The organism is Brevibacillus centrosporus (genome assembly GCF_046622605.1).
Classification (GTDB): domain Bacteria; phylum Bacillota; class Bacilli; order Brevibacillales; family Brevibacillaceae; genus Brevibacillus; species Brevibacillus centrosporus.
This window is the reverse complement of sequence record NZ_CP176856.1, coordinates 2,569,175-2,593,908: the sequence shown is the minus strand read 5'-3', so window position 1 is coordinate 2,593,908 and position 24,734 is coordinate 2,569,175. Positions and strand designations below refer to the sequence as shown.

Here is a 24,734-nt window from a genome sequence, read left to right as displayed (position 1 = left end):
TGACCTTTGCGTCAGCCAGCTTTTTCCCTATTAGCTTATTTCAAGCTTGCCATGTATTCAGCCAGCTTTTTGATTTCCGCTTCATCTTTAATCATACCGCCTGGCATTGCAGGTGGTTTACCGTTATGGATGATATCGGCAATCTGAGTGGCATCGTATTTGCTACCGATTTTTTGAAGGTTAGGTCCCATGCCGCCTTCCATGTTTTTACCGTGGCATCCCATGCAGCTTGATTGCGCTTTCCAAACAGCGTCAGCGGTAAAGCTGGAATCAGCCGGAGCAGGTGCTGCTGCGCTAGATCCGCCGCTGCCACCGTGTTCTCCACCCGTTTTGCTGGATGGATGACTGAGGGAATGCTCATGGTCTGCAGCCCAAGTCAGATAGAATGTACCCACCAGAGCAGTCAGCATCAAGCCAGTTGCTACTGGGCGTTTGCTTGGACGACGTTCTTTGCTGGTATCCAGCCAAGGCGCCAGCATCAATGCACCAAAAGCGATACCAGGAATGATAATGGTTCCGAGGACTACCCAGTCACCGGATGCCCAAGGATACTTCAGCATTTGGTACAGGAACAGGAAGTACCAGTCTGGCAACGGTACGAATGAGGTATCATTCGGGTTTGCCTTGTCAGTCAACGGCGACGGATGGGAAACCGTCAGCACGAGGAAGCCGACCAAGCAAACAGCTGCCACCATCCACTCTTTCAACAGGAAGTTCGGCCAGAAGGCTTCGGTTTTACCTGGGAAGTCAGAGTAAGATGGAGAAATGTTTGGGATGCGCTTCGCCGATACCCGTGAGTCTCCGACGAAGGTAGCATCTTTGTCTTGTTTAGCCATGCTATTTCCTCCTTAGTAATCGAAGACTGTTTATAGTGGACCGGAAATACCTTGAGCGCGAATCATAACAAAGTGAGCTCCAAGCAGGCCGAGAAGTGCACCTGGCAGGAAGAATACGTGGATCGCGAAGAAGCGAGAAAGTGTCTGCGCCCCTACGATGTCTCCACCAGTCAAGAGCATTTTTACATAAGGACCAATGAATGGAACAGAGTTTGCGATCTCCAAACCTACTTTGGTCGCAAAGTAAGCGGTGTTATCCCAAGGCAACAGGTAGCCTGTGAAACCAAGACCGAGCATCACGAAGAAGATCAGCATTCCGACAACCCAGTTCAACTCGCGAGGCTTTTTGTAAGCACCTGTAAAGAACACACGCAACGTATGTAGGAACATCATCACGATAACCAAGCTGGCTCCCCAGTGATGCATACCGCGCACGATTACCCCGAATGCTACTTCGTTCTGCAGGTAATTTACGGACTCATACGCATTGATGATGTCTGGTACATAGTACATCGTAAGAAACATACCAGACAAGATTTGAATAACGGTAATAAAGAACGTTAGGCCACCAAAGCAGTAAACGAAAGCGGAAAAATGATGTGCTGGGTTCACGTGCTCTGGTACTTCGTGGTCAGCCAAATCACGCCACATTGGAGTAATGTTCAGGCGCTCATCGACCCAGTCGTACATTTTCTGTAACATCTTAGCCTGTCACCCCCGGACGAGGATTTCCTTTTACTTTCCCCAGATACAGCTTTCCATCTTTTACTTCCGTCTCGTACTCATCGAGGGATACTGTCGGAGGCGTTCCCAAGATGTGTTCACCGTTAATGGTATAACGGCCCAAATGGCACGGACAGAAATACTGATTTGGATGTTCAGGACTGGTGTTCCAGTCTACTGTACAACCCAAATGCTTACAGATCGGGGACAGAGCGAGGATCTCACCCTTGTCGTTTTTGGTTACCCATGCAGACAGTGTAGATTCTGATTCATACCAACCGTCCTTGGTATGTACCTTAAATTCAACACGCTTTGGCTCGGCATTAAACTCATCCGGACTGCCAACTGCCACTTTATCTCCACCTGCATGTCCTTGTAGCAAGGGGTCAACCGCAAAGCGAATCATTGGAGTGATCATACCCGCTGCAAGGAACCCGCCAGTTCCCATCAGAGCGTAGTTCAAGAATGTACGTCTGGACATTTCGCGTTTGTCGCCCATCTCTTTTTTCCCTCCTTATCCTGTAAAATAGCGCAACGATGGCGTTTTCTCACACATACACTAGGTCAATCCCAATCATAGCTAACGACTTTTGAGATGTCAAGAATGTCCAGTGGACATGTCTTCGTCCAATCCCTACTAGGGAGGTGATTGTTGCCATTTTGTCAAAAATTACACCTTGTCCCTCCCGTTTTCCTGTAGTATTACCGGAAAACGCTTACTTTATTGAGACGTTCTTTGCTGCCAATGACGAATTATTTCTTTATATAAAACGTCGACGGTAACCTCAAAGCGCAAGGAAGATTCCAGATCTTCATCCCCTACCGGCAGCATGAGCAGATTTGACTTTTGTTCAGGCTCGACGGCGCGGATGCGATCGCCTCGGAAGTGAAGCAGCACACAGAAGTTGAATCCCTCCGGCGTCTGCTGGGCAAGCTGCTCTTCGGCGAAATGATAGCTAACCGGATAAAGCAGGACCCTCCCTTTCAGTTTCTGCTCGATCGCGGCCGCTACATTCAGCAGGTAGTTCATCCGCCATGCATGCTCGGAAACTTCTTTTCCTTCCCGGTACAAATAAATAGGGAGAAGTGCGGTATCTACAAAGCTCCGCAGCTCCTCCCAGTTTTCCAATTCATTCACATTCCACTGCATATGGTCGTCTCCTCTTCCATCACGTAGATTCTGGAAACTAGCGTACCATGAATCTGTGGAGACTGGCAAATGCCAGGACGACATGATTGCCTTACGCTTGCTCGTACGCCATGATTTCCTTGAGCTCATCGGTCAGGCGCAGGAATACCTCTTTGTCTTTCGCAGCCAAAGCTTCGTCAATTTCCTGATACAATGTACGCTTCCGATATTGGCGCATCTGCTCGTCGATAACCATCTCGGACAGCAGTCCGGACACCATTTGATTGTTTGTTCCGTACGCGTTGGAATAGAAATTTGGCCACTCCATACCCATCCCTCACTTCAATAAAATAGTCGTTTCCGTAAAGCCATTGTATTTGCGAAGCCATGTCTGGCTAGCATACGTCGCGGTGTACATCCACTGCTCATTCTCATCCTGGCCTACGCGCAGCAAGCCGAGATGGACCATCATCTTGCACACGCGATTCACCAAAATATCGACAGGTGAATCGTAGTAAAACTCTTTGATCCATGGCAGAAGCGTGTCCATCAACCCTTGCTGGGTTACCCAGCCTCCAGAAGCGATTAACGGGATCAGTTGTACCAGCATCGGCAAGTTGGGAATCGCACGTTTGTACAATCTCATCCAGAAACGGATCAGATCGTGATAGTGCTGATCCTCGTACGAAAGCTGCAAACGCTCATTTCCTGCTTCCGTAATAGCCACTCTTCCGCCCGATTCGTCTATCCATTTATGGAAGTAACAAAAATCGTAGAGCAAGGAGAAGCGATCCGGGTACAGGTCAAAATGCAGGCCGTAGCCAAAACGCCATTTTTGCGGCTGCAGTGTTTCTTCTTTCACATGCAGAAACTGAAACAGTTGCTGCTGATGACGCTTGTACATCCCTCCCTCAGCCGTTAATGGAACAGGTTCCCTCTGAAGGAATTGTAAAAATTGCATGATATCGTCGCAAAGGGCAGTTCCTTCGTCTCGATACGCCTCTGGACCTGATAAAATCAGCGCTTGCTGCGTTCGCCATTTTTCCAGCCAGCCATGCAAATACGGCTCTCGGATGTCCAATGGAATCTGGTATTGACCCACCGTCTTGCTCTTCGCGGGAAAGATCCAGCCTCGCCGCATCGCTGCCGCAATATAGCGCCTCGCTTCTTCCTGCTTCTTTTCCTTGCTGCTCTCGAGGACGATCCCCGCCTTTGCCATTAAATCCTCCAAAGACATGACCGTGCGCTTATCGAGAAACAGCAGCAACATAAAATGCGTTTCTTCTTTTGAAAGCTGTTCGACTTCCTGCGAAATGGTCAACCTGTGCCTCAGACTCGACAGTAGTGAGGTGATCAGTTCGTTTTTGGAATGAGGGTTGCATTCGCATCCGTAATGGTTGGCAATCTGATGGAGCTGCCGGATATCGGTATAGACCAAGATCTCAGCTAAGTTCATCCTTGCATCCCTTCTTTACGATAACTTACTTGTATCCCTCATTCTTGCCAATAAGCGGAAAAATAAACAGGAAGCCACTAGTGTGACTTCCTGTTTTCTTCCCAGCTTTTGTTATTCTTCTTCCGACTGTTCATCCCACAAATCGTGCAGCTGTTGGTATTCCTTCGCTTCCTCGTAGCGTCCAGCCTGAGTGAGGAGGGCAATGAGTCTGCGAATTTGATCCAAATCAAAACCGGATAAAGAAACATACTGCTTCAAGGAATCGATAGCTTTTTCTGTACGGCCAAGCGATAGCTGAATATCTGCAGCAAGCGGATACGCAGCCACGTATTCTTCATCCAATGCCTGCAATTGATTGATCAGCTCGGAAGCCTCATCCAGCCGTCCCAGATGGAACGCCATCATTCCTGCTCCATAGAGAACCTCTGGAGAATGGTCGAGGACAAGCGCCTGACGGAAGACTTGATAAGCTTGCTCAAACTGTCCACTTTGTGCCAGTGAGCGACCCTTGATCATGAGCAAGGAAAGGCTCTCCTCCCCTGCCTGCTCCAGGACCTTCATCGCTTTGTCGTCTTCACCGATGCGGAAGTACAGATTGCCCAATGCCGCAAGCAAATCTTGATTATCCGGCTCTTTTTGACGTGCCTGCTCCAGGTATTTCACCGCTACTTCATCCAGATCCTGAAGCGAGTAAAGATCCGCTAACAGCAAATCCAGTTGAATGCTTTCGTAACCAGACTCTTTGCACTCATAAAGAAGATGCTGCGCTGTCTCAAAATCGCTGGAATCAAGAGCGATCTCCGCCAACAGCATTTGACATTCACGGCGCAGGGATGGCTCCATGCCCGGATTTTTTCCCATGACTTCTGTCAGGAGCGCTGACGCCTCTTCCAAATGACCGAGTCGATACCAGACCTCAGCCAAATACATCATGACATCAGGCAAGTCTTTGCCATGCTCTTGTACTTTTTGCAGAGCGGTTAGTCCGAGCTCCACTTCATCATTCTCGATCCGTTTTACTGCTTCGTCTATGACATATAGCCATTTTTTCGGCATTACTGCTCACCTCATATGTAAAGTTACGCGGATGCTATCATCCGATGTAGAGCTACAAAAGACCGTCCGAGGACGGTCTTCGTTTCTTTGATCATATACCATTATGCCCGCGTAAGCCAGCTCATTGTGATAACCGTTATGAGAATTCCAAAAACACTGAGCACAATGCTGTAGTTGGGTTTGCCCAAATCACTAGAATTCGGCTTTCCATCTAGTGGCTGGATCGACGCTGTCGCATTGGCAAGCGGGTCATCCGCTGAAATAGGAGTCTGCGCCTCTACCACATACGTACCATCGTCTGTTTGCATGGAGGACGAGATCACCTGTGCTTTCGGTGAGTTCATCGCCATCACTTCTCCGTTGATCACCAAAGAATTGGCTTCTTCTGTAGAACTTGTGTTCAGGTACAAGGTGAACGTGAACAGCATTAGCAGTGCTACCGCAACGCTTGCGCTCATGCGGCGCATTCTCGCTGTCACGCTAAAGATTTTCCGACCAATCGGAATCGCCCACTTCTCCTCGGAGAGAATCCTGGCCATGACCGCGTCCACGATGGAACGAGAAGGAGTCACATTGTGATACTCTTCTTTATCCATCTTCATCCATTCACCACTGTCTGTCCACATCTCGTAATCCGCCCGACAGGCAAGACAGCTCGCCATGTGATTGTCCACACGACGCTTTGTGACTTCGGGTAACAGATTGTCGGCGTATTCAGGCAAAATTTCCTGAACTTCTTCACATCTCATCATCGATTCATCCCTTCAGCTTCATCCAAATGAGGGTCCAGGATGTAGGTCTCCAACTGACCTCTAATACTTTGCCGAGCGCGGAACAATAGCGACTTCACAGAGCTGACCGTCAAATCGAGGATGGTCGCAATCTCCGTGTAATCCATTTGTTCATACTCTCGTAATATAAGGGCAGAACGCTGTTTTTCAGGTAGACTATTGATTGCCTGTCTGACCATCAATTCGCGTTCATTTCGCAGCAAAACCTGTTCCGGCAGAGCTTTGGCTGATGCTACAGGAACTTGCAGCGTATCATCCAAATACACGTCCGAATTACGGCTTTTGCGCAGCTCACTCAATACGGAGTTGCGGGCAATGGTATAGAGCCATGTCGAAAAGGTCGCCTCTACATCTCGGAAAGAATGAATGCTTTTATACGCCTTGTAAAACGTCTCCTGACAGATATCCTCTGCGATATGTTCCAGATGTGCCTGACGCAGTAAATGAGTGACAAAGGAGAGGATCTTTTTCTCATATCGACGAATCAGTTCAGCATAGCATTCCAGATTACCTTCTTTAATATCTCGGATAAGCTGGGAATCGGTCATGATCAGGATTACCTCCTTGCGATTCCGATCCCTAGCTGCCTTTGCATAATTAGACAGCTGGGGATGTAAAAAGTTGCGCGTCTCTACGATTCTTTTTCTCGATAGTTAGCCGGAATCCTTCACGAAAAAACCCCCATTTTTGGGGTTAAATGACATATGTGTAGGGTTTGGTGTCGAATAACCACCGCCCCATGCCTACTGTAGAACAAAATCGCGAATCTCGATATATCCACTTACCGTTCGACATAACAGATGTTGGAAGATGCGTTTCACTAAAATTGAGAATAGTGGAAACATCAGACTTTGTCAACCAATTTTCCTTTTTCAGGAAAACAATATCTGCATCTGATCCCGGGAGCAAGCTCCCTTTTTTCGGGTATAGCCCGATGGCTTTAGCGACATTTGTCGAAGCAAGACGAACTAACAGGCAGAGCAGTTCCTCATGATACCACCATCGCTTGCGCAAATCAATCTGAATATCATGCAAGGGCGCGAGAAACGGCAAGGACTGAAACCAGTTTCGGTGCAGCAGGCGCATCCCTCGATCAGTCCATTCCCTTTTCAAGCGAAATAGATGGTAGTAAGGGTCATAGCCCTCCATATCCAGCTCTGTAGTGGACTGGGTAATAACTGTTCGCAGCTTCCAATGCTTTGTCGCCTCCAGCCAGGATTTCAGCAAACGCTCCTTTTGATCCTTTGTCACGCTGCCTGTCGTCAACTGTAAATGAAGAATCGATTTATTTGACGTATGAAGTTGCGATATCGTTTCCCAATCTACGCTGGAAATTTCTTCTGGAGCTCGTCCCGTTATTTGCAGGGCCGTATATCCGTATTTTTGCCACATGGAAACCTCTTTCGGCTTCAGCTGACTGATGTCCAGTCCCACATGCCAGACATAATCAATCAAGCTGTTGAAATGAGCGGTCTGCTGATAACGGACCTGGGCGAGGTTCATCCACGCATCGGGATAAAAGGTATCAACGAGGCTTGTACAGCCCATTTTTATCAAGGAGTGCATGCTCTCTAGGTAGACAGCACGATCTCGAATTCGATAGAAGGGAGTGTGTGGCATGGCGATAAAGCCCGGAAGCAAATACATCCCGGAGACATCCACTTCGATGGGCGAATGGCCGTATGTAGTCTTGAGGAGGGTATCTTTCGCGACTCGCGTTATTTTTCCGTCTACGATCCATACATCAGCTTCCTGCACCCCGTAAGGTGAAACGACTGTTCCACCACGAAGAATCATTTCCTGCAGCGACATTGCTCGTCCTCCTCCCGATCCCCACGTCGAGATGCCAATTTGTACGAGCATATGCGCGAATCAGGAAAAAAGTACAAAAAAATACCGTCGTTGATGTAAGCGCATTCAAACGACGGTAGCACCACTGTGCTTTTTATATTGGATAGGAGTGGAGAGAAACCATACTGTAGTTTTATAATAAACGGAATGTAAGCGCTTGTCAAATCATTTTCGCTAAAAATAGGATCTTCAGACATATTTTTTTACTGGGAAGATTTGTTCGGCTTTCAAACGATTCTCTACCTGCACAGAAAACTTGGCTGTATTCGAAAACGCAGCTCCACCTTGCTTTATGGCCCTGTACAAGCAAAAAATCCGCACGACCCCATGCGGATTTTTCCTGTCTCTTCTATTTACTGATTTGCTCGAGCAGTTCAGCGAAGCCTGGGAAGGATACATTGATCGCTTCCTCATTTTCGATGATGGTTTCACCGCGTGCTGCGAGGCCAGCAATCGCCATAGCCATCCCGATACGATGATCTCCCATACTGTCGATCGTTGCCCCTGTCAGCGCTGTTTCCCCTTCAATAATCATACCATCGTCCGTTGGAGTCACCTTGGCACCGAATTTACTCAGTTGACCTACTACTGTCGCGATCCGATCCGTTTCCTTTACCTTCAGCTCCTCGGCATCCCGAATCACCGTTTTCCCCTTTGCCTGCGTGGCCATTACTGCAATCACAGGGATTTCATCAATCAGACGAGGGATAATATCACCCGCGATCTCGATGCCATGAAGCTGAGAATGCTTGACCAGTAAATCTGCCACTGGCTCTTCATTTACTACGCGCTCATTTACCAGCTCCAGGTCTCCACCCATCTGCTGTACGACTTCAATGATTCCCGTACGGCTCGGGTTGATCCCTACGTTTTCAATCAAGAGAGAACTGCCTGGCACCATCATCACAGCAGCAATCAGGAAAGCTGCAGAGGAAATATCCCCTGGTACCTGAATCGCACGTCCTTTCAGCTTTTGTCCACCCTCTACCGATACGGTAAGTCCGTCACGTACGACATGTACGCCAAAAGCTTGCAGCATGCGCTCTGTATGATCACGAGACAAGTGAGGCTCCGTGACGCTCGTGACACCCTTTGCCTGCAAGCCAGCCAGTAAAATTGCGGATTTCACTTGAGCACTCGCTACAGGAGATTGGTAGGCAATTCCTTGCAGGTCTCCCCCGCGAATCGCCAGTGGAGTAAACTCTCCGTCTTTTCTTCCGTCAATTTTGGCACCCATTTGACGCAGCGGTCCAATCACACGACGCATCGGTCTTTTCGCGATGGACTCGTCCCCTTCCATGACTACGTGGAAAGGCTGTGTGGACATAATCCCCGACATCAGACGAATCGTGGTACCGGAGTTGCCGACATCCAGCCGCTCCGCTGGCTCCTGCAAACCATACCAGCCTTTGCCGTGTACGGTTACTTTATCTCCCTGCTGCTCGATCTGGATACCCATCCGACGAAAACAACTGATCGTGCTAAGGCAGTCCGCACCGGGCAGAAATCCTTCGATCGTAGTAGTGCCCTCTGCCAAAGACCCGAACATAACTGCCCGGTGAGAAATCGATTTATCTCCTGGAACTCGAACGGTTCCTTGAATTGTATTAGCTTGACGTACGCGAAGCACTGTTCCACTCCCCTTTTTTCTCATGACAGTCATGCTGTGAAGCGTCTTCGTTGTAAAGTCTGATTATAGTAAAATACCCCTTGCTTACTGCCCGCTGCCTTTCGGTTCCTACACTCGCTTATAAACGTTGTAGTCGAAGTAACGAAGCAGCTCCTCGCCTTTTTCCATTTCAGACTGCGATTGGAACGTGATACGCAAGGCTCCGTATATATCTTCACGCGTTTCCCGAATCTGCAGGTTGATAATATTGATCTGTCGCGCGCCCAGAAGTGTCGTGATTCGTCCGATCTCTCCTGGATGGTCGGGAATATCGATATACAAATCGTATAAAGGCGGCAGCGCTCCCGCTTTACGCTCAGGCAGCCCATCGCGAAAATCTCGCGCTGTCTGGAAAAATTGCTCAATTCGATCTGCATCACCAGCTTTGACCAGATCCATGACTTCTTCCAGCGCATTCGCCCAATCCTTAGCTATCTTTAATAGAGGCTCGCGGTTTTGCAGCAAAACATCTCGCCACATTCGTGGATTACTGGAAGCGATACGGGTAATATCTCGGAAGCCCCCTGCTGCCAACCGAGCATGCCACCCGTCATCCCCGTCGTAGCCTGCTACCAGGTTGACGAGTGCCGATGCAAGCACGTGAGGGAAATGACTGACTGCCCCTACTACTTGGTCATGCGTCTCAGGGTCCATCTGTACGACTTTTGCTCTTGTCAGAGACAAAATGTCCGCTAAACGATTGACCTGCTGCTCGGAAGTTCCCGCAGAAGGAGTCAAAACGTAGTAGGCGTTTTCCAAGAGGCGGTCCGAAGCTGCTTCTACGCCGGACTTATGCGATCCTGCCATTGGATGGCCCCCGATAAAGGTCACATGGGGAGGAATCACTTTGAGCGCTTCTCGTACAATCTCTGCTTTCGTACTGCCAACATCCGTCACAATCACATCGGACTGAAGCTCCAAGTCATCGAGCATCCGGAGGGTGGAGAATATCTGTTCTACAGGTGCTGCTAAGAAAATGATGTGGGCCTCTCTGACAGCTGTTTGCAAATCTGTCGTACCCGCGTGGATGACGCCCGACGTCAGAGCCTTGTCCAGCCGATCTTGTCTCACGTCATACCCGACAACCCGAATCTCGGGGTCGCGACGCATTGACAAGGCGATTGATCCGCCAATCAGCCCAACACCTAGTACTGCTATGGTGGTTTTTTTCATTTTGACTTCTCGATCCTTCCTGCTTGCGTGTAGACAAAGATGCCGGGGGTGTCCCGGCATCTTCTATGATTATTTCAATGCGCCTGTGACGATTTCCTTCAGAACGGCTAGAACCTTCTCATTTTGCTCCGGCGTACCAATTGTAATGCGTTGGTAGCCTGGATGGCCAAGTGCATTCCCGGAGCGGAGAATGATCCCCTTGCTCAAAAACTTCTTGAATACTTCGTCCGAATCTTGATTCAGGTTCACCAGAATAAAGTTTGTTTGAGACGGGAAGTAGTCAAGACCCCATTCTTCAAAGGCATCCGTGTATTGCTTCATGCCTTCACGGTTGAGCTCGCGGCATTTTTTCACGAAGTCTTGATCGTGAAGAGCGGCACGCGCTGCCACTTGGCCCAATGCTCCTGTGTTAAACGGCTCACGAACATGCTCCAGTTGAGAGACGAGCTCTTCGGATGCAATTCCGTAGCCCACACGCATGGTAGCCAGTCCGTAAATTTTGGAGAATGTGCGCAGGATGATCAGGTTTGGGTATTCCGCCAGCATCGGAATGGTTTTCGGATATTCTGGATCTACCACGTACTCGTAATACGCTTCGTCCAAAACAACGAGCACGTCTTTCGGAACTTTCTTCAAGAAGGCTTCCAGTTCCGTTGTCGTTACGATCGTACCGGATGGGTTGTTCGGGTTGCACACCCACACAACGCGCGTCTGTTCGTTAATAGCCGCAGCCATTGCTTCGAGATCGTGAACGCCATTTTTCAAAGGAACTTCGATCAGCTCAGCACCTTCAATAATAGCATTGGAGCGATATTGTGAAAAAGTCGGCGATGCCATCACGGTATTCGTACCTTCGCTCAAATACGCGCGAGAGATCATCAGCAGACTTTCATCTGATCCATTTCCGAAAATCAACTGACCCGGTTTTACTCCGAGGAATTCAGCCAAATCCCAACGCAGATTCAGGCTTGCACCGTCCGGATACAAAGCCAAATTGTCCAAATGAGCAACGATTGCCTCTTTTGCTTTTGGCGATGAACCATACGGGTTTTCGTTAGACGCCAGCTTGATGACTTCAGTCAACCCGTATTCCCGTTTGACATCATCGATCGGTTTGCCGGGTTGGTATACTGGCGCATTCAAAATTCGTTGCTTCGGTTGCATCTACATTTCACTCCAGACCTTTTTAGTGATTATTGTAACGCACTGGCTAACTGTTGTACAAAGGTTTTTATTTTTGCGACAGCCTCTTCGGATTGCGCTGGATCTCTCAATTGCTCCTCGTGTCGCTCGATTTCGAGGACGATGGCGCTCCCGACGATCACACCATCCGTATGTGGCGCCACTGCTTTGACCTGCTCGGGAGTCGAGATGCCGAAGCCAACAGCCGTTGGAACCTTCGTGCTCGCCTTTACTCTGCTGAGGAAATCAGACAAGTCCTCCCGCAGGCTGGCGCGAGCTCCTGTTACTCCCAGGGACGACACGCAATACAGAAAACCAGTGGCTTGCTCCCCGATCGTTTGAATGCGCGATTCTGAGGTAGGTGCCACCAAGGAAATGACGTGAATTCCGTTCTTTTTCGCCGCCTCGACTGCAGGTCCGTTCTCCTCGATCGGCAAATCAGGAATCACGACGCCATCTGCCCCATAGGTAGCCAGATCCGCAAAGAATCGCTCCACACCATATTGAAGGACGGGATTAAAGTACGAGAACAGGACCAGAGATGCTTCCATGCCGGAATCACGCAATCTTTTCACGAGCTGCAAGGCATCGATGATCGAGATGTTATTTGCCAGTGCCCGTTGCGAGGCGCGTTGAATGGTTGGCCCATCTGCCAGCGGGTCCGAGTACGGAATGCCCAGCTCGATCAGGTCTGCTCCCGCTTCTACCATCGCTTGTGCTAGCTGATAAGTGGCTTCCAGCGTAGGATCCCCTACTGTGATAAACGGAATGAAGCGTTTGCGGCTGCGATCTTCGAACAATCGGTCAATACGGTTTACGGCTGCTGTCATTATTGCTCGCCTCCCTCTGCGGTTTGCTCCAGCGCATCCTGGATCGTCAATACGTCCTTGTCTCCCCGACCAGACAGGCAAATGACAAGAATTTCCTCTTTGGACATTTGCGGTGCTCTCTTGATCGCTTCCGCAATGGCATGGGCACTCTCCAGAGCAGGGATAATTCCTTCTGTTCGGCAGAGAAGCTGTACTGCCTCCAGTGCCTCAGCATCGGTAACGGACGTATAGGTCACGCGGCCACTGTCTTTTAGATACGCGTGCTCCGGACCTACCCCTGGGTAATCCAAACCTGCCGAGATCGAGTGGGCTTCCTGTACTTGTCCATGCTCATCCTGCAGCAGATACGTCAAGGAACCATGGATTACTCCGGGACGACCAAGGCTCAAGGTCGCCGCATGTTTGTCCGTGTCAACACCTTGCCCAGCAGCTTCCACCCCTCGAAGGGCAACCGCTTCGTCCGAAATAAACGGGTAGAACATCCCGATCGCATTGCTGCCACCGCCTACACACGCGATTACTTCATCTGGAAGTCTTCCGAGCATTTTCAGAATTTGGGCACGCGTTTCTTCTCCGATAATCTTTTGGAACTCACGAACGATGTATGGATAAGGATGCGGACCTACGACAGAACCGATCACATAAAACGTCTCTTCTACATTGGAAACCCAGTAACGAATCGCCTCATTCGTCGCATCCTTCAACGTGCGAGAACCCGAAACCGCCGGGATCACCTCCGCCCCCAAGAGCTTCATGCGGAAAACGTTCAAGGATTGACGGCGAATGTCTTCTTCCCCCATGAATACCTTGCAGGAAAGACCCAATTTCGCAGCGACAGTCGCACTTGCCACTCCGTGCTGACCCGCTCCTGTTTCTGCAATAATCGAGGTCTTCCCCATACGCTTAGCCAAAAGTCCTTGACCCAGTGCATTATTCAGCTTGTGTGCTCCTGTATGATTCAGGTCTTCCCGCTTGAGGTAAATACGGGCTCCACCCAGCTCTTCTGTCAAACGCTCGGCATACGTGAGTGGCGTTGGTCGGCCTGCATACTCGCTCAGCAAATGATTTAGTTCCCCGCAAAAAGCCGGATCCTGGGTCGCTTCCTCAAAAGCAGCCTCCAGCTCGGTCAGCGCGTTCATCAGCGTTTCCGGTACAAACTTTCCTCCAAACGCTCCAAAGCGTCCTTTTTCGTCTGGCACGATTCGCGTAGTTGTCGTTGCTTGCTTCATGCGCCTTTCACCCTCTCCACCAGTGTTTTTATTTTCTCGGCATCCTTTTCGCCGTCTGTTTCGACTCCACTTGATACATCAATCATCTCTGCTTGATAACGGTTAATGAGCTCCGATACATTTTCCGTATTGATCCCGCCAGCGATGATGCACGTTTTTTCCTGGCAAGCCTCCTGTAGCTGCGGGATCTGCTCCCAAGAAAAACGTTTGCCCGTCCCTCCTGCCTGGCTCGGATCGTACGTATCGAACAGGTACGCGTCAACGGAACCGGCGTAACGTGCGATTTCTGCTGCGGCATCTTCCTCTCCGCCAACCGCCAATGCTTTCCAAACAGGGAGAGAATAACGTGCTTTGACCTGCTGGCAGTACTCTGGCGTCTCCTGACCATGTAGCTGAATAACAGCTAACGGTACGTCCGCGAGAAGGTCATCCAATTCCTGAAGAGTGGGATTGACGAACACGCCGACAGCTGGTGGATGTTCAGGGATCTGACTCAGCAAGGATTTGACTGTTTGGCCATCTACCTGACGCTTGCTTTGGGCAAAAACGAAGCCTACGTAATCAACGTCCAGCTTTTTTAAGAGAGCAAGCGTCTCCACCCGTTTTATGCCACATATTTTGACGCGCGTCACAGGATCACCCCCGACTTCGCACCATTCGTTTCGCCAACCAAGGAAATCACGGCTTTCGTCACATCGGACTGTCGCATGAAATGCTCGCCTACTAGGACTGCTCTCGCCCCAGCCTTCCTCACGTTTTCGATATCCGCTGGAGCTGAAATACCGCTCTCGCTGACGACTGTGATCGAGGACGGGATCTCGGCAATCACTTCATGTGTCACTGCCAGATCCGTTTGGAACGTATGGAGGTTGCGGTTGTTAATCCCCAATAGCGTGGGAGTGATGTGCCTTAGCACCATCTCGGTCTCTCGGCGATCATGCACTTCCACCAGTACATCCAGGCCCAGCTCTTCTGCTGTCTGGTACAAATGACGCAGCTGTGATCCCTCGAGAATGGCCGCAATCAGCAGGATGGCATCTGCTCCTGCTGCCCGGGCTTCTACGACTTGCATTTCATCGATAAGAAAGTCCTTGCGCAATAAAGGTCGATCGATTGCCTCGTGGATCGTCTGCAGATAAGTCAGGCTTCCCTGGAAAAAGGATTCATCGGTTAATACAGAGAGACACTCTGCCTGCGCCGCTTGATATGCTTTGGCGATGGTCACTGGCTCAAAGTCAGGACGGATCAGTCCTTTCGATGGGGAGGCTTTCTTCACTTCAGCAATGACACTGACAGATCTTGTGCTTGTTTCCAATGCTTTGCGGAAACCTCGCGGCGCTTCTACGGATTTTGCAGCTGAAAGCAGGCCGGCCATTGTGTTCTCTATGTGCAGGCGGCTAACTTCTTCCCGTTTTTTCTCGACAATTTTACGAAGCATGAATCATTCCTCCTGCAATCTGTCGGACTTGCTCGAGCTTATTCATCACGAGTCCGTCGTCAATCAGTTCAGCGGCGCGGATCACGCCTGCTTCAATCGAGCTCACCCGATCTGCCAGGTACAGGATCGCTCCTGCGTTCAGCAAAACGATATCGCGAGGCGCTCCGCGTTTCCCTGCAAAAACATCGTGGATGATGGCCGCGTTTTCCGTTGCATCTCCACCGCGCAAGGCATCTTTTTCATAGCGCCGCAATCCGAATTGCTCAGGCTGTATTTCATAGGTAGTGATTTTGCCATCGCGCAGCTCTGCCACATGGCTGATTCCGGTTACTGTCAGTTCGTCCAAGCCGTCTTCTCCTGCTACGACCAGCGCTCGTTTGACATCCAATTGAGCAAGAACGGAAGCGATCGTCGGAAGCAGCTTGGCATCATAAACACCCATCAGCTGATGACTGGCATTGGCTGGATTCGTCAAGGGACCGAGCAGGTTGAACACGGTGCGAACAGCCAGCTCCTTGCGTGGTCCAGCCGCATGCTTCATCGCTTGGTGATACAGCGGCGCAAACAGGAAGCACAGATTCGTTGCACGCAGGCAGTCTGCCGCATTTTTCGGAGTTAGATTGACCGGAACATCCAGTGCTTCGAGCACATCTGCACTCCCACTTTTACTGGATACGGCACGATTGCCATGCTTGGCGATGCGAACCCCGTCGCTCGCTGCGACGAAAGCACTCGCCGTGGAAATGTTAAAGGTATGACTGCCATCGCCGCCTGTTCCACACGTATCCACCAAGCCCGGAAGCTCGATCGGAAACGTCGTAGCGCGTGCTCTCATCGCTTTGGCGAAGCCGAGAATTTCTTCTACCTGCTCACCTTTCAAGCGAAGGCTGGCGAGAAAAGCCCCGATCTGGGCAGGAGTCGCTTTGCCGTCCATAATCTCTCCCATGGCTTCCTCGGCAACAGCGGTATCCAAATGCTTGCCTTGCAGGATCTGCTCGAGTGCTTGCGTTAGCATGACAATTCCTCCTTGCGCGAAAACAGCTGCTCCGCTTTTTCGAGTGCGGAAATCATAGCTGCTGCCTTGTTGACAGTCTCCTGATACTCATTCGCAGGTACAGAGTCAGCGACAATCCCTGCTCCGGCCTGCACGTGTGCGTATCCATCCTGGAAAAACAGCGTGCGGATCGTAATGCAGCTATCCAGCGAACCGTCAAAGGAAATGTACCCGATCGCCCCTGCATACAAGTGGCGGGCATCCGGTTCCAGCTCTGCGATAATTTCCATCGCTCGAAGCTTGGGAGAGCCCGATACCGTACCTGCTGGAAAAGCGGAAAGCAGTGCGTCAAATGGATGCAGATCTTCCCGAAGCCTGCCTGTCACGTGCGACACCATGTGCATGACATGGGAGTAGTTTTCGATTACCAGGGCTTCCTCTACTTTGACACTACCGTAGGCGGACACTTTCCCCACATCGTTTCGTCCGAGATCGAGCAGCATGTAGTGCTCGGCTCTCTCCTTGTTGTCCGCTAGCAAATCTGCCGCCAGCAGTTCGTCTTCTTGTGGAGTAGCTCCTCTTTTGCGCGTACCCGCGATCGGCCGCATTTCTACTTTTTCATCCTCGACCCGTACCAGCAGCTCCGGTGAAGTCCCAACTACTGTTTCCCCTTCATACTCGAGGTAGTACATGTACGGAGAAGGGTTTAGCGTACGCAGCAATCGATAGACCGCAAAAGGATCCACATCTGTTTTCACGGAGAATCGCTGGGATAACACCACTTGGAAAATATCGCCCGCGGCAATGTATTCTTTTGCCTGCTCCACGATTTGCTCGTACTTCTCGCGACTCATATTGGGTTCCACAGTGAGAGGTGTCGGCTCTTGTTCAGCTACCTGGATACGGCGGTCTGCCTGAAGGGGCTCACTTACTTTCGCAGCCAGCTGTTCAAGGCGTTCACAGACTTGCTCGTATTTTTCGGCAATGACGGCTGGTGTATCTCCCGTCTCGACATGCAGGTTTACAATCAGCTGGATTTCTTGCTTCAGATGGTCAAAGGCAATCATTTCATCCACAAACAGAAAACGCATATCCGGAACAGCCAAGCGCTCTTGTCGATGGGCTGGAAGATTTTCAAAATAACGTAGTGTATTGTAGCCGAAAAACCCTACAGCTCCACCACTAAGCCGTGGGAAACGAGGCAGCTTAGGGCTTTTGAAACGATCCAATTCTTCACGGAGGTACTGAACCGGATTCCCTTGGAGGGACGTACGCTCTCCATTACGGCGCAGCACGGTAATTTCTTCTTCCTTTGCTTCGACGATCTGAAAAGGATTCATCCCGATGAAGGAAAAACGTGCCCATCTCGCTCCGCCTTCCACACTCTCAAGAAGGAACGAGTCACTTTGGCGAACCTTTTGGTACAAACGAATGGGTGTCTCATGGTCAGCTAACAAGGTCATGCTCACGGGAATTAAAGAATACGAAGCCGAAAGGGATTGGACCTCGGCTAAAGTGGGGAAATACATGGACTCTCATCTCCTTTTTCGGGGGAAAGAACGGGACGGAATTTTGATCCGTGCTCTTCCCTGCCCGCTAACTAGAGCGAGAGGTAGGGGGAGAATTTCTATACAAACAACGAGACTGCCCGTTGTTTGGTGGCCGTTTTGAGACCACGTTCAAGCCTTATGAAAATCCTGAGTGGAGTTTTCATAATAAACTTGAAATTGCCAAGCTTCTGGCACAGGTGAATGATCAGCTGCCCACCTACTATCCTGTTATGCTTACAAAGCATTGGGATAATAAAAAAACCAGTGCGAGCACTGGAATGGGCGCAAAAAATATACCCAGCCTGCTCTTCTCTCCTCAACCTAACTCATCTCAACTCTGCTCTACTTGCTCTGCTCTCAGCCGGTAATTCATCAATCCGGAAAACGAGACGCTCTCGTTTCACTTATCGTAAAAGAGAGCGCCCAGAATGTCAACTATCGATTTGTCAGATCGGGGCGTAGTTTAACCGCATCCCGCAAAAATACGTGTTGAATATCTTTTGCTTGCTTGTCCGTGTTCACATGCATCATGACACGCACACACATAGGCAGACCGCCTGGAACAGGAATTTCGCGCGCGCACATCAGCGGAACGTATTGCCATCCATCGCCCTCAAGCAAGCGTGCAGCCTGCGCAGGGAAGGTAGCACTTACATCTTCTGTCGTGGTAATGATAATACTTGCTATGTCTTCTGCTGCAATCTCATTTTTGCTGACCATTTCTTCCAACAGCCATTTGGTGGAGGACACGATCTCTTCACGTGTGTCGACCTCTACTGTAATGGCTCCTCTGACTCCTCGCACTCCCATGATTACGCCTCCACTTCTTCTCGCATCACTGTCAAGATGATTTCTTCGTCGATGTCTTTAATTAGTTCTACATGGCCGATTGCCCGTGGCAAAACAAGAGCGAGCTTGCCGCCAACGGTCTTTTTATCCCGCTTCATCGCTTCCAGCACCGCTTCCGGCGTGAGACCTGCTGGCCATTTTGTCGGGAGATGGTACAGGCTCAGCACGCGCTCTGTCTGTTCACATACGCCCTTCTCCGCAATTCCTACCCGTTCTGCCACTTTGGCTGCGATACACATCCCAATCGCGATGGCTTCTCCGTGGTTCAGCGCGGAATAAGCGCTCAATGCCTCAAACGCATGCCCAAATGTATGGCCCAAATTAAGTAAGGCCCGCTTCCCTTGCTCTGTTTCATCCTCTGACACGATCGCCGCTTTCACCGCACAGCCTCTGTGAATCGCTTTTGCCAACAATTCAGAATCGAGCTCCCACAAACGGTCTGCATTCTCCTTCAGCCAATCGACAAAGGCTTCATCCGAGATAAGCCCATGCTTGACTACCTCAGCAAAGCCAGCTGCTACTTCCCTTTTCGGAAGCGTATGCAGAGCAGATGTATCGTAGATGACCACGCGCGGCTGATGGAAGGCACCGATCAGGTTCTTCCCGAGGGGGTGATTGATGGCAACCTTGCCCCCTACCGAGCTGTCATGAGCCAGAAGCGTAGTAGGCAGCTGAACAAAGTCGATTCCGCGCATATAGGTAGCTGCGACAAAACCTGCTAAATCACCGACAACACCACCGCCCAGCGCCAGCACAGCTGACTTGCGATCGAGACCTGCCTGAATGGCTTCTGTCATAATTCGGTCGTAGACGCTCAAGCTTTTGGATTGCTCACCCGCAGCAATCACACTCGCAGTCGTACGGTAGCCTTCCGTTGCCAAGACTTCACGCAGCGGCTCCAAATAATTCTTTGCCACGTGTTCATCTGTTACAATCAGCAGCTGACTCTTCGAAGAAATGCCAGCCTCCTGCAGCAGCTTCGGTGCATGCTGCAAAAGACCTTCTCCAATAACAATCGGATAGGATCGCTCGCCCAATTCTACAGTCAGAGTCTCGTGTTTCATTAGAATTTCTCCGTGTAAGCCCGGTATTGACGAACGTTTTCCACCATGTCGTCCATCGAGTCGGAAGGGAATTTATCACACATCGCATTGGCAATTTCCCATGCCACAACTGCTTCGGCTACGACACTCGCTGCTGGAACCGCACAGCTGTCCGAACGCTCAATGCTCGCGGAAAACGCTTCTCGGGAATCGATGTCAACGCTCATGAGCGGCTTGTAAAGCGTAGGAATCGGCTTCATCACACCGCGAACCACTACCGGCATACCCGTTGTCATACCGCCTTCCAAGCCGCCTGCGCGATTGGATTTTCGGCTGTAGCCCGTCTCTTCATTCCATTCGATTTCATCATGGACCTGCGATCCTGGAAGACCAGCCGCTTCAAATCCGATACCGATTTCTACCCCTTTAAAAGCTTGAATGCTCATGATGGCTTGTGCCAGACGTCCGTCCAGCTTGCGATCCCATTGTACATGTGTTCCCAGACCAATTGGCACGCCTTCTACGATTACCTCAACGATCCCACCGAGAGAATCGCCATCCTCTTTGGCTTTATCGATCGCAGCCATCATTTTCACTTCAGCTTCCTTATCAAGGCAACGAACCGGCGATTCCTCTGTTCGAGCAATCAATTCGTCGAGACTCACATACTCCCGTTTTGCAATGATGTCATTAATTTGCAGGACTTGTCCGCCTACGCGGATTCCAAACGCTGCGAGCAGCTCGCGAGCGACAGCTCCTACTGCTACGCGAATCGTCGTTTCACGAGCGCTGGAACGTTCCAGAATATTGCGCATATCCCGCTGATGATATTTGATCGCGCCATTTAAATCCGCATGGCCCGGACGTGGACGGGATACACGACGTTTTTCCTCTGCTCCCTCTTCCACCGGTTCTGCACTCATGATTCCTTGCCAATGTGTCCAATCCTTATTTTCCACGACCAGCGTAATCGGAGCTCCTGTTGTATAGCCATGACGAACACCGGAAAGAATTTTCACCTGGTCCTTTTCAATTTGCATTCTTCTGCCACGGCCATGTCCTTTTTGACGACGAGCCAACTGCTCATTGATCGCCTCAATGGAAATCGGCAGATTGCTTGGCACACCCTCAATAATCGCAGTCAACTGCGGCCCATGAGACTCTCCTGCTGTCAAGTAACGCATTACTAGCTTCCTCCATCCTCCAGGCAGCCCGATCCCTTTTTCCCTAAGCAAACGGGATGCTGTCCTTTATCACTTTTAAGCGCTATAATATCATACCTAGTACTCGGTGGAAATACCAAAGTCATAAACGATTACAGATTCTCCCCTTTTACAGGAAAAACGCCTCTCCCTTTAGGAGAAGCGCTGCTGGACGTCTTGGCGCTGTTCAGAAATGATCTACCATCAAAAAAGGATTGGACCCCAAAGAATGACGGGAGTGATCCGCTCGCAATAAATCGTCTAGCTGCTGCTTTTCCGCACCGAGTATTTGTCCGCACTCTTGCAGAGTGATCAGACCCCGGCGATATGCCTCAATGACTTTGTATTTATCCATCTGCTGCCCCCCAGAATATACATGTCGATAATTCTAGTCTTGGGAAAAAAGGGCAGAGATATACAAGCAGCGGCACTCAAATCATCCCATTTTGCGATAAAAGAATGTATCTTCTGTCTCCAGCTGGTATTGTTGCGGTTGGAAAATTTGCTCCGTGCTGCCTACGAACAGTACTCCGCCCGGCTTCAAGGCACGGCTGAATTTTTGATACAGCTCGTGTTTCGCTTCTTCCGTAAAATAAATCATGACATTCCGGCAAATGATCAGGTCAAACTGTGTATCAAACGTATCCGCAAGCAAATTATGCTTTTTAAAGGTTACGAGATTCTTCACCTCATCCGTAACCCGATAGCTCAGCGCGTCTTTCGTAAAATACTTCGTGATCAAATCCTTCGGGCAATCCTGCAAGGAACGGTCCGTATAGACACCTTGCTTTGCCTTTGCTAATGCACCTTCATCGATATCGGATGCAAGCACAGTGGCCGCTAGTTTTTTTCGCAGCAGAATGAGCGACAGCGTATACGGCTCTTCCCCCGTCGAACAGGCAGCGCTCCAGCACTTGATCCGGGGCGATTGCTTGGTCAAGCGCGGAAGGATCTTGTTTTCTAGCACTTCCCATCTTCCAGGATTGCGGAAAAATTCGGATACGTTAATTGTCATACGATCCAAAAACTCATAGAACAACGTCTTGTCTTTGGATATCGCATCAAAATAATGCGTAAACGTATCATATCCTCGTTTTACCCGTAGAGATGTCAACCTGCGCTTCATCTGTGCTTCTTTGTAGAGGGCAAGGTCAATTCCGGTCATTTTTTTGATGTTTGCAATAAATTGAAGAAAGTCCTTATCTTCCATGGGAACGCTCCCCCTTTGACAGCTTACCTTCTATACATTCGCCAAAATTCGAGAAAACCCTATCAAATACGTGGGGATATTTGTCAAAATAACGAAAAAAACCCCGAGCTCGGGGTTTTTCTGCATTTCATTCTTAGATCCAGCGTTGGATTGTTTTTTCGAAGGAAAGAACTTCCTCAGCGGAGAACCACAGACCGATTTCACGCTCAGCGCTCTGTGGGGAGTCAGAACCGTGGATGATGTTCATACCAACGGAAGTAGCGAAGTCGCCACGGATTGTACCGGAAGCAGCATCAACTGGGTTGGTTTTGCCCATCATTGCACGAGCAGTTGTGATTACGTTGTTACCTTGCCATACCATAGCGAATACAGGACCGGAAGTGATGAAGTCTACCAGTTCGCCGAAGAAAGGACGCTCTTTATGCTCTGCATAATGTTCTTCAGCCAGTTCGCGGCTAACAACCATCAGCTTCGCGCCAACCAGTTGGTATCCTTTTTTCTCAAAACGGGAAACGATTTCCCCGATCAGGTTACGTTGTACGCCATCAGGTTTTACCATAAGGAACGTTTTTTCCATTGTAAGTATGCCTCCATTAGAGCTATGTATTGGTGCACGTTACACCAACGAAAATTTTATCAAAAGAATAGTGGTCAAGCAACAGCCACTCGGTTAAAATTCATTAAAATTTGCGTTCAATAATAAAATCGGCGATGCCGGACAAAGAAGTCTTGGCTTGGTTGTTAGGTAAATCCCTTAATATGGCATGCGCTCGCGCAATGTACCGCTCTGCAAGCTGCTGCGAAAAAGCAATGCCTTCGTCTGAACGGATCAGATGAATCGCTTCATCGACATGATCCCAAAACGTCTCTTCTTTCATCCACGTTTGAAAGCGATCCCGCGTGCGACCGAAGTGAGCGGTATAGAGGGCAGGCAACGTAATGTTGCCGTTCACAAGATCACTACCTGCAGGTTTCCCAAGCTGCTTTTCTGTTCCTGTAAAATCAAGAATATCATCCGTAATCTGAAAGGCCATACCGACATTGTAGCCGTACCAGTACATTTTCCGGATCAATTCCTCACTTGCACCGCTTGCCACAGCCCCGAGTTGGCAGCTGATTGCGATCAACAATGCTGTCTTCCGTTTGATCCGACGCAAGTACGTGCGAAAATTTTGATCCCAGTTCTTGAGATCCTTAACTTGCTCAATTTCCCCTTTGCACAGCTCCACCATTGCATTAGACAATATTTGATGCAGCTGTGGGATGGGCAGCTCAGCCGCGATAGCCAAGGCACGGGCAAAAATATAGTCGCCAGCGTACATAGCCACTTTATTGTCCCATTTCATCCGAACCGTATCTTTTCCGCGACGCTTGTCAGCATCGTCAATGACATCATCGTGAACAAGCGAAGCCATGTGAATCAGCTCCAAAGGAACAGCTACATGCTTCAAACGTTTGACATCGTAGTTTCCCCATTTTCCTCCGAGCAGGACAAAAACCGGACGAATCCGCTTTCCTCCTGCCTTGAGAAGATGAGTAGCAGATTGATTCAGCTCTCGCATATCTGTATCAATCGATTTTTCCAGCTCGTCTTCAATATACTGGACGTCCTTTTTCATTTTAAAATAAATATCGACCAGGTTCATCCGTTCCACCTATCTCGTCAACGTAGTATTGGTCTGCCGTCCACCAGCCTGCCAAAGGTCGACGGTTGCCGGTGCCGGTAGAAGTCCCAGCTCCGCTGCGCATCGGTAGTAATACAAAAGTCCAATCCGCTGTACGTCGCCGAAATCGTGCTGTAAACCTTGAAAATATTGAGCCCATTCTTGCTTGTCGCCACCAAAGTGGGTGTGGACATAGTCAATGAGCGGGGCTGGATTTTCCCTTGTCTTTCTCTTGCTCGCAAGAAAAGAGTTATGCACTTCAGCAAGCAGTTCACTTTGCTCGGCCAGGACCTCTTTTCGCACAGCCCAGATCGCAAAGGTCATTGAGTATCCGGTGAACTGATGCCACAGCTCTCCCAGATCATACACGTGGAGGTCGCCGCCGCGTCTCACTGCCTGAATCGCGTCGTCACCGATCAACAAAGCAGCATCTGCTTCGCGCAGCATGTCAGCAAGTATCGGCTCCTGTGTAACGTAAGAAATCTCATAATCGTAAAACTTAGACAGAATGATCTTCAACAAATTGACTGTCGTCGCTGACGTGTTCGTCAATGCAATCTTTGCACCATTCAGCTGTTCAATCGGCTTTTTGCTAAATAAGAAAAGGGAGCCTACTCTCCCATTGGCACTGACAGACAAATCTGCTAGTGCCACATAGCGGGAGGCATGCTCTGCGTAGCTAAAGGAAGAGATTGGACCCAAATCGATTTCTCCGCGTGCCATCGCCTGATTTAGTGTAGCGGGTACTTGCCGGATAAATTCGATCTGATCCTCAAAACGCTCCTGCTGAAAGTAAAAATAGACCGGGAGTACATTTGTATACAAGATCTGTCCAATTCGCAAGGACTTTTGCATGCTT

28 protein-coding genes are annotated in these 24,734 nt (G+C 49.7%); 1 reads left to right on the top strand and 27 read right to left on the bottom strand.

The window, feature by feature from the left end; genetic code table 11:
- Positions 1 to 35: 35 nt before the first annotated feature.
- From ACLIN2_RS13370 to trpE, 19 genes are all read right to left on the bottom strand, one after another.
- Entirely contained in the window at positions 36 to 836 is an 801-nt protein-coding gene (locus ACLIN2_RS13370; protein WP_411504247.1) for a menaquinol-cytochrome c reductase cytochrome b/c subunit, read from the bottom strand.
- Positions 837 to 866: 30 nt separating this feature from the next.
- The gene (qcrB, locus tag ACLIN2_RS13365) at positions 867 to 1,538 is read right to left on the bottom strand and encodes a menaquinol-cytochrome c reductase cytochrome b subunit (RefSeq protein ID WP_092272216.1); all 672 of its coding nucleotides are present in this window, start codon (positions 1,536 to 1,538) and stop codon (positions 867 to 869) included.
- A gap of 1 nt (position 1,539) precedes the next feature.
- A complete protein-coding gene (locus tag ACLIN2_RS13360) occupies positions 1,540 to 2,058 on the bottom strand; it encodes a ubiquinol-cytochrome c reductase iron-sulfur subunit (protein WP_092272214.1) in 519 nt (172 codons plus the stop codon).
- A gap of 222 nt (positions 2,059 to 2,280) precedes the next feature.
- Positions 2,281 to 2,709 (bottom strand): DUF2487 family protein, encoded by a 429-nt coding sequence (locus tag ACLIN2_RS13355; protein WP_092272211.1) that lies wholly within the window; start codon positions 2,707 to 2,709, stop codon positions 2,281 to 2,283.
- 91 nt (positions 2,710 to 2,800) lie between these two features.
- On the bottom strand, positions 2,801 to 3,016 hold the full coding sequence (locus ACLIN2_RS13350) for an IDEAL domain-containing protein (protein ID WP_092272208.1): 216 nt from the start codon (positions 3,014 to 3,016) through the stop codon (positions 2,801 to 2,803).
- Positions 3,017 to 3,025: 9 nt separating this feature from the next.
- Complete coding sequence (locus ACLIN2_RS13345) at positions 3,026 to 4,144, bottom strand: hypothetical protein (protein ID WP_092272205.1); 1,119 nt, start codon at positions 4,142 to 4,144, stop codon at positions 3,026 to 3,028.
- Between the two features lie 111 nt (positions 4,145 to 4,255).
- Positions 4,256 to 5,200 (bottom strand): tetratricopeptide repeat protein, encoded by a 945-nt coding sequence (locus ACLIN2_RS13340; protein ID WP_411504246.1) that lies wholly within the window; start codon positions 5,198 to 5,200, stop codon positions 4,256 to 4,258.
- Positions 5,201 to 5,301: 101 nt separating this feature from the next.
- Positions 5,302 to 5,949: a zf-HC2 domain-containing protein gene (locus ACLIN2_RS13335; RefSeq protein ID WP_411504245.1), complete on the bottom strand. Its 648-nt coding sequence runs from the start codon at positions 5,947 to 5,949 to the stop codon at positions 5,302 to 5,304.
- The gene (locus ACLIN2_RS13330; protein WP_092272197.1) at positions 5,949 to 6,539 is read right to left on the bottom strand and encodes an RNA polymerase sigma factor; all 591 of its coding nucleotides are present in this window, start codon (positions 6,537 to 6,539) and stop codon (positions 5,949 to 5,951) included. The genes ACLIN2_RS13335 and ACLIN2_RS13330 overlap by 1 nt, the downstream gene beginning before the upstream one ends.
- Positions 6,540 to 6,684: 145 nt before the next feature.
- Positions 6,685 to 7,803 (bottom strand): amidohydrolase family protein, encoded by a 1,119-nt coding sequence (locus ACLIN2_RS13325; protein ID WP_411504244.1) that lies wholly within the window; start codon positions 7,801 to 7,803, stop codon positions 6,685 to 6,687.
- 388 nt (positions 7,804 to 8,191) lie between these two features.
- Positions 8,192 to 9,472, bottom strand: a complete 1,281-nt coding sequence (gene aroA / locus ACLIN2_RS13320) for a 3-phosphoshikimate 1-carboxyvinyltransferase (protein ID WP_400582028.1) — start codon at positions 9,470 to 9,472, stop codon at positions 8,192 to 8,194.
- Between the two features lie 108 nt (positions 9,473 to 9,580).
- Positions 9,581 to 10,684 carry a prephenate dehydrogenase gene (locus ACLIN2_RS13315; RefSeq protein WP_092272188.1) on the bottom strand — a complete coding sequence of 368 codons (1,104 nt, stop codon included), beginning with the start codon at positions 10,682 to 10,684 and terminating at the stop codon, positions 9,581 to 9,583.
- 69 nt (positions 10,685 to 10,753) lie between these two features.
- The gene (gene hisC / locus ACLIN2_RS13310; protein WP_122961381.1) at positions 10,754 to 11,848 is read right to left on the bottom strand and encodes a histidinol-phosphate transaminase; all 1,095 of its coding nucleotides are present in this window, start codon (positions 11,846 to 11,848) and stop codon (positions 10,754 to 10,756) included.
- 29 nt (positions 11,849 to 11,877) lie between these two features.
- A complete protein-coding gene (gene trpA / locus ACLIN2_RS13305) occupies positions 11,878 to 12,696 on the bottom strand; it encodes a tryptophan synthase subunit alpha (protein ID WP_328211344.1) in 819 nt (272 codons plus the stop codon).
- Positions 12,696 to 13,925, bottom strand: a complete 1,230-nt coding sequence (gene trpB, locus ACLIN2_RS13300) for a tryptophan synthase subunit beta (protein ID WP_092272179.1) — start codon at positions 13,923 to 13,925, stop codon at positions 12,696 to 12,698. The genes trpA and trpB overlap by 1 nt, the downstream gene beginning before the upstream one ends.
- Positions 13,922 to 14,557, bottom strand: a complete 636-nt coding sequence (locus ACLIN2_RS13295) for a phosphoribosylanthranilate isomerase (RefSeq protein ID WP_400582029.1) — start codon at positions 14,555 to 14,557, stop codon at positions 13,922 to 13,924. Before ACLIN2_RS13295 ends, trpB begins: the two co-directional genes overlap by 4 nt.
- On the bottom strand, positions 14,554 to 15,363 hold the full coding sequence (trpC, locus tag ACLIN2_RS13290) for an indole-3-glycerol phosphate synthase TrpC (protein ID WP_411504243.1): 810 nt from the start codon (positions 15,361 to 15,363) through the stop codon (positions 14,554 to 14,556). The genes ACLIN2_RS13295 and trpC overlap by 4 nt, the downstream gene beginning before the upstream one ends.
- Positions 15,353 to 16,378, bottom strand: a complete 1,026-nt coding sequence (trpD, locus tag ACLIN2_RS13285) for an anthranilate phosphoribosyltransferase (protein WP_122923061.1) — start codon at positions 16,376 to 16,378, stop codon at positions 15,353 to 15,355. Before trpD ends, trpC begins: the two co-directional genes overlap by 11 nt.
- Entirely contained in the window at positions 16,372 to 17,886 is a 1,515-nt protein-coding gene (gene trpE / locus ACLIN2_RS13280; protein ID WP_411504242.1) for an anthranilate synthase component I, read from the bottom strand. The genes trpD and trpE overlap by 7 nt, the downstream gene beginning before the upstream one ends.
- Before the next feature lie 122 nt (positions 17,887 to 18,008).
- On the opposite strand from trpE, the gene ACLIN2_RS13275 reads away from it, so the two are divergent.
- Positions 18,009 to 18,275 carry a hypothetical protein gene (locus ACLIN2_RS13275; protein WP_411504241.1) on the top strand — a complete coding sequence of 89 codons (267 nt, stop codon included), beginning with the start codon at positions 18,009 to 18,011 and terminating at the stop codon, positions 18,273 to 18,275.
- Between the two features lie 67 nt (positions 18,276 to 18,342).
- Here the strand turns inward: ACLIN2_RS13275 and aroH are convergent, their stop codons facing one another.
- The 8 genes from aroH to ACLIN2_RS13235 all read right to left on the bottom strand — a co-directional run bounded on the left by aroH (position 18,343) and on the right by ACLIN2_RS13235 (position 24,730).
- Entirely contained in the window at positions 18,343 to 18,717 is a 375-nt protein-coding gene (gene aroH, locus ACLIN2_RS13270; RefSeq protein WP_092272168.1) for a chorismate mutase, read from the bottom strand.
- A gap of 2 nt (positions 18,718 to 18,719) precedes the next feature.
- Positions 18,720 to 19,820 carry a 3-dehydroquinate synthase gene (gene aroB / locus ACLIN2_RS13265; protein ID WP_411504240.1) on the bottom strand — a complete coding sequence of 367 codons (1,101 nt, stop codon included), beginning with the start codon at positions 19,818 to 19,820 and terminating at the stop codon, positions 18,720 to 18,722.
- On the bottom strand, positions 19,820 to 20,983 hold the full coding sequence (gene aroC / locus ACLIN2_RS13260) for a chorismate synthase (protein ID WP_092272162.1): 1,164 nt from the start codon (positions 20,981 to 20,983) through the stop codon (positions 19,820 to 19,822). Before aroC ends, aroB begins: the two co-directional genes overlap by 1 nt.
- A 205-nt stretch (positions 20,984 to 21,188) precedes the next feature.
- Complete coding sequence (locus ACLIN2_RS13255) at positions 21,189 to 21,356, bottom strand: hypothetical protein (protein WP_170184360.1); 168 nt, start codon at positions 21,354 to 21,356, stop codon at positions 21,189 to 21,191.
- Positions 21,357 to 21,437: 81 nt separating this feature from the next.
- Complete coding sequence (locus ACLIN2_RS13250) at positions 21,438 to 22,211, bottom strand: CheR family methyltransferase (RefSeq protein WP_092272159.1); 774 nt, start codon at positions 22,209 to 22,211, stop codon at positions 21,438 to 21,440.
- 133 nt (positions 22,212 to 22,344) lie between these two features.
- Positions 22,345 to 22,788: a nucleoside-diphosphate kinase gene (ndk, locus tag ACLIN2_RS13245; protein WP_400582032.1), complete on the bottom strand. Its 444-nt coding sequence runs from the start codon at positions 22,786 to 22,788 to the stop codon at positions 22,345 to 22,347.
- 103 nt (positions 22,789 to 22,891) lie between these two features.
- Positions 22,892 to 23,857: a polyprenyl synthetase family protein gene (locus ACLIN2_RS13240; RefSeq protein WP_092272152.1), complete on the bottom strand. Its 966-nt coding sequence runs from the start codon at positions 23,855 to 23,857 to the stop codon at positions 22,892 to 22,894.
- A 9-nt stretch (positions 23,858 to 23,866) separates the two neighbouring features.
- Entirely contained in the window at positions 23,867 to 24,730 is an 864-nt protein-coding gene (locus tag ACLIN2_RS13235) for a menaquinone biosynthesis protein (protein WP_092272149.1), read from the bottom strand.
- Between the last annotated feature and the right edge of the window lie 4 nt (positions 24,731 to 24,734).

Bases quoted from the DNA above. Each gene is read 5' to 3' on its own strand.
- ACLIN2_RS13370 (WP_411504247.1), bottom strand. From the start codon at position 836: ATGGCTAAACAAGACAAAGATGCTACCTTCGTCGGAGACTCACGGGTA.
- qcrB (WP_092272216.1), bottom strand. From the start codon at position 1,538: ATGTTACAGAAAATGTACGACTGGGTCGATGAGCGCCTGAACATTACT.
- ACLIN2_RS13360 (WP_092272214.1), bottom strand. From the start codon at position 2,058: ATGGGCGACAAACGCGAAATGTCCAGACGTACATTCTTGAACTACGCT.
- ACLIN2_RS13355 (WP_092272211.1), bottom strand. From the start codon at position 2,709: ATGCAGTGGAATGTGAATGAATTGGAAAACTGGGAGGAGCTGCGGAGC.
- ACLIN2_RS13350 (WP_092272208.1), bottom strand. From the start codon at position 3,016: ATGGAGTGGCCAAATTTCTATTCCAACGCGTACGGAACAAACAATCAA.
- ACLIN2_RS13345 (WP_092272205.1), bottom strand. From the start codon at position 4,144: ATGAACTTAGCTGAGATCTTGGTCTATACCGATATCCGGCAGCTCCAT.
- ACLIN2_RS13340 (WP_411504246.1), bottom strand. From the start codon at position 5,200: ATGCCGAAAAAATGGCTATATGTCATAGACGAAGCAGTAAAACGGATC.
- ACLIN2_RS13335 (WP_411504245.1), bottom strand. From the start codon at position 5,949: ATGAGATGTGAAGAAGTTCAGGAAATTTTGCCTGAATACGCCGACAAT.
- ACLIN2_RS13330 (WP_092272197.1), bottom strand. From the start codon at position 6,539: ATGACCGATTCCCAGCTTATCCGAGATATTAAAGAAGGTAATCTGGAA.
- ACLIN2_RS13325 (WP_411504244.1), bottom strand. From the start codon at position 7,803: ATGTCGCTGCAGGAAATGATTCTTCGTGGTGGAACAGTCGTTTCACCT.
- ACLIN2_RS13315 (WP_092272188.1), bottom strand. From the start codon at position 10,684: ATGAAAAAAACCACCATAGCAGTACTAGGTGTTGGGCTGATTGGCGGA.
- hisC (WP_122961381.1), bottom strand. From the start codon at position 11,848: ATGCAACCGAAGCAACGAATTTTGAATGCGCCAGTATACCAACCCGGC.
- trpA (WP_328211344.1), bottom strand. From the start codon at position 12,696: ATGACAGCAGCCGTAAACCGTATTGACCGATTGTTCGAAGATCGCAGC.
- trpB (WP_092272179.1), bottom strand. From the start codon at position 13,925: ATGAAGCAAGCAACGACAACTACGCGAATCGTGCCAGACGAAAAAGGA.
- trpC (WP_411504243.1), bottom strand. From the start codon at position 15,363: ATGCTTCGTAAAATTGTCGAGAAAAAACGGGAAGAAGTTAGCCGCCTG.
- trpD (WP_122923061.1), bottom strand. From the start codon at position 16,378: ATGCTAACGCAAGCACTCGAGCAGATCCTGCAAGGCAAGCATTTGGAT.
- trpE (WP_411504242.1), bottom strand. From the start codon at position 17,886: ATGTATTTCCCCACTTTAGCCGAGGTCCAATCCCTTTCGGCTTCGTAT.
- aroH (WP_092272168.1), bottom strand. From the start codon at position 18,717: ATGGGAGTGCGAGGAGTCAGAGGAGCCATTACAGTAGAGGTCGACACA.
- aroB (WP_411504240.1), bottom strand. From the start codon at position 19,820: ATGAAACACGAGACTCTGACTGTAGAATTGGGCGAGCGATCCTATCCG.
- aroC (WP_092272162.1), bottom strand. From the start codon at position 20,983: ATGCGTTACTTGACAGCAGGAGAGTCTCATGGGCCGCAGTTGACTGCG.
- ACLIN2_RS13255 (WP_170184360.1), bottom strand. From the start codon at position 21,356: ATGGATAAATACAAAGTCATTGAGGCATATCGCCGGGGTCTGATCACT.
- ACLIN2_RS13250 (WP_092272159.1), bottom strand. From the start codon at position 22,211: ATGGAAGATAAGGACTTTCTTCAATTTATTGCAAACATCAAAAAAATG.
- ndk (WP_400582032.1), bottom strand. From the start codon at position 22,788: ATGGAAAAAACGTTCCTTATGGTAAAACCTGATGGCGTACAACGTAAC.
- ACLIN2_RS13240 (WP_092272152.1), bottom strand. From the start codon at position 23,857: ATGAACCTGGTCGATATTTATTTTAAAATGAAAAAGGACGTCCAGTAT.
- ACLIN2_RS13235 (WP_092272149.1), bottom strand. From the start codon at position 24,730: ATGCAAAAGTCCTTGCGAATTGGACAGATCTTGTATACAAATGTACTC.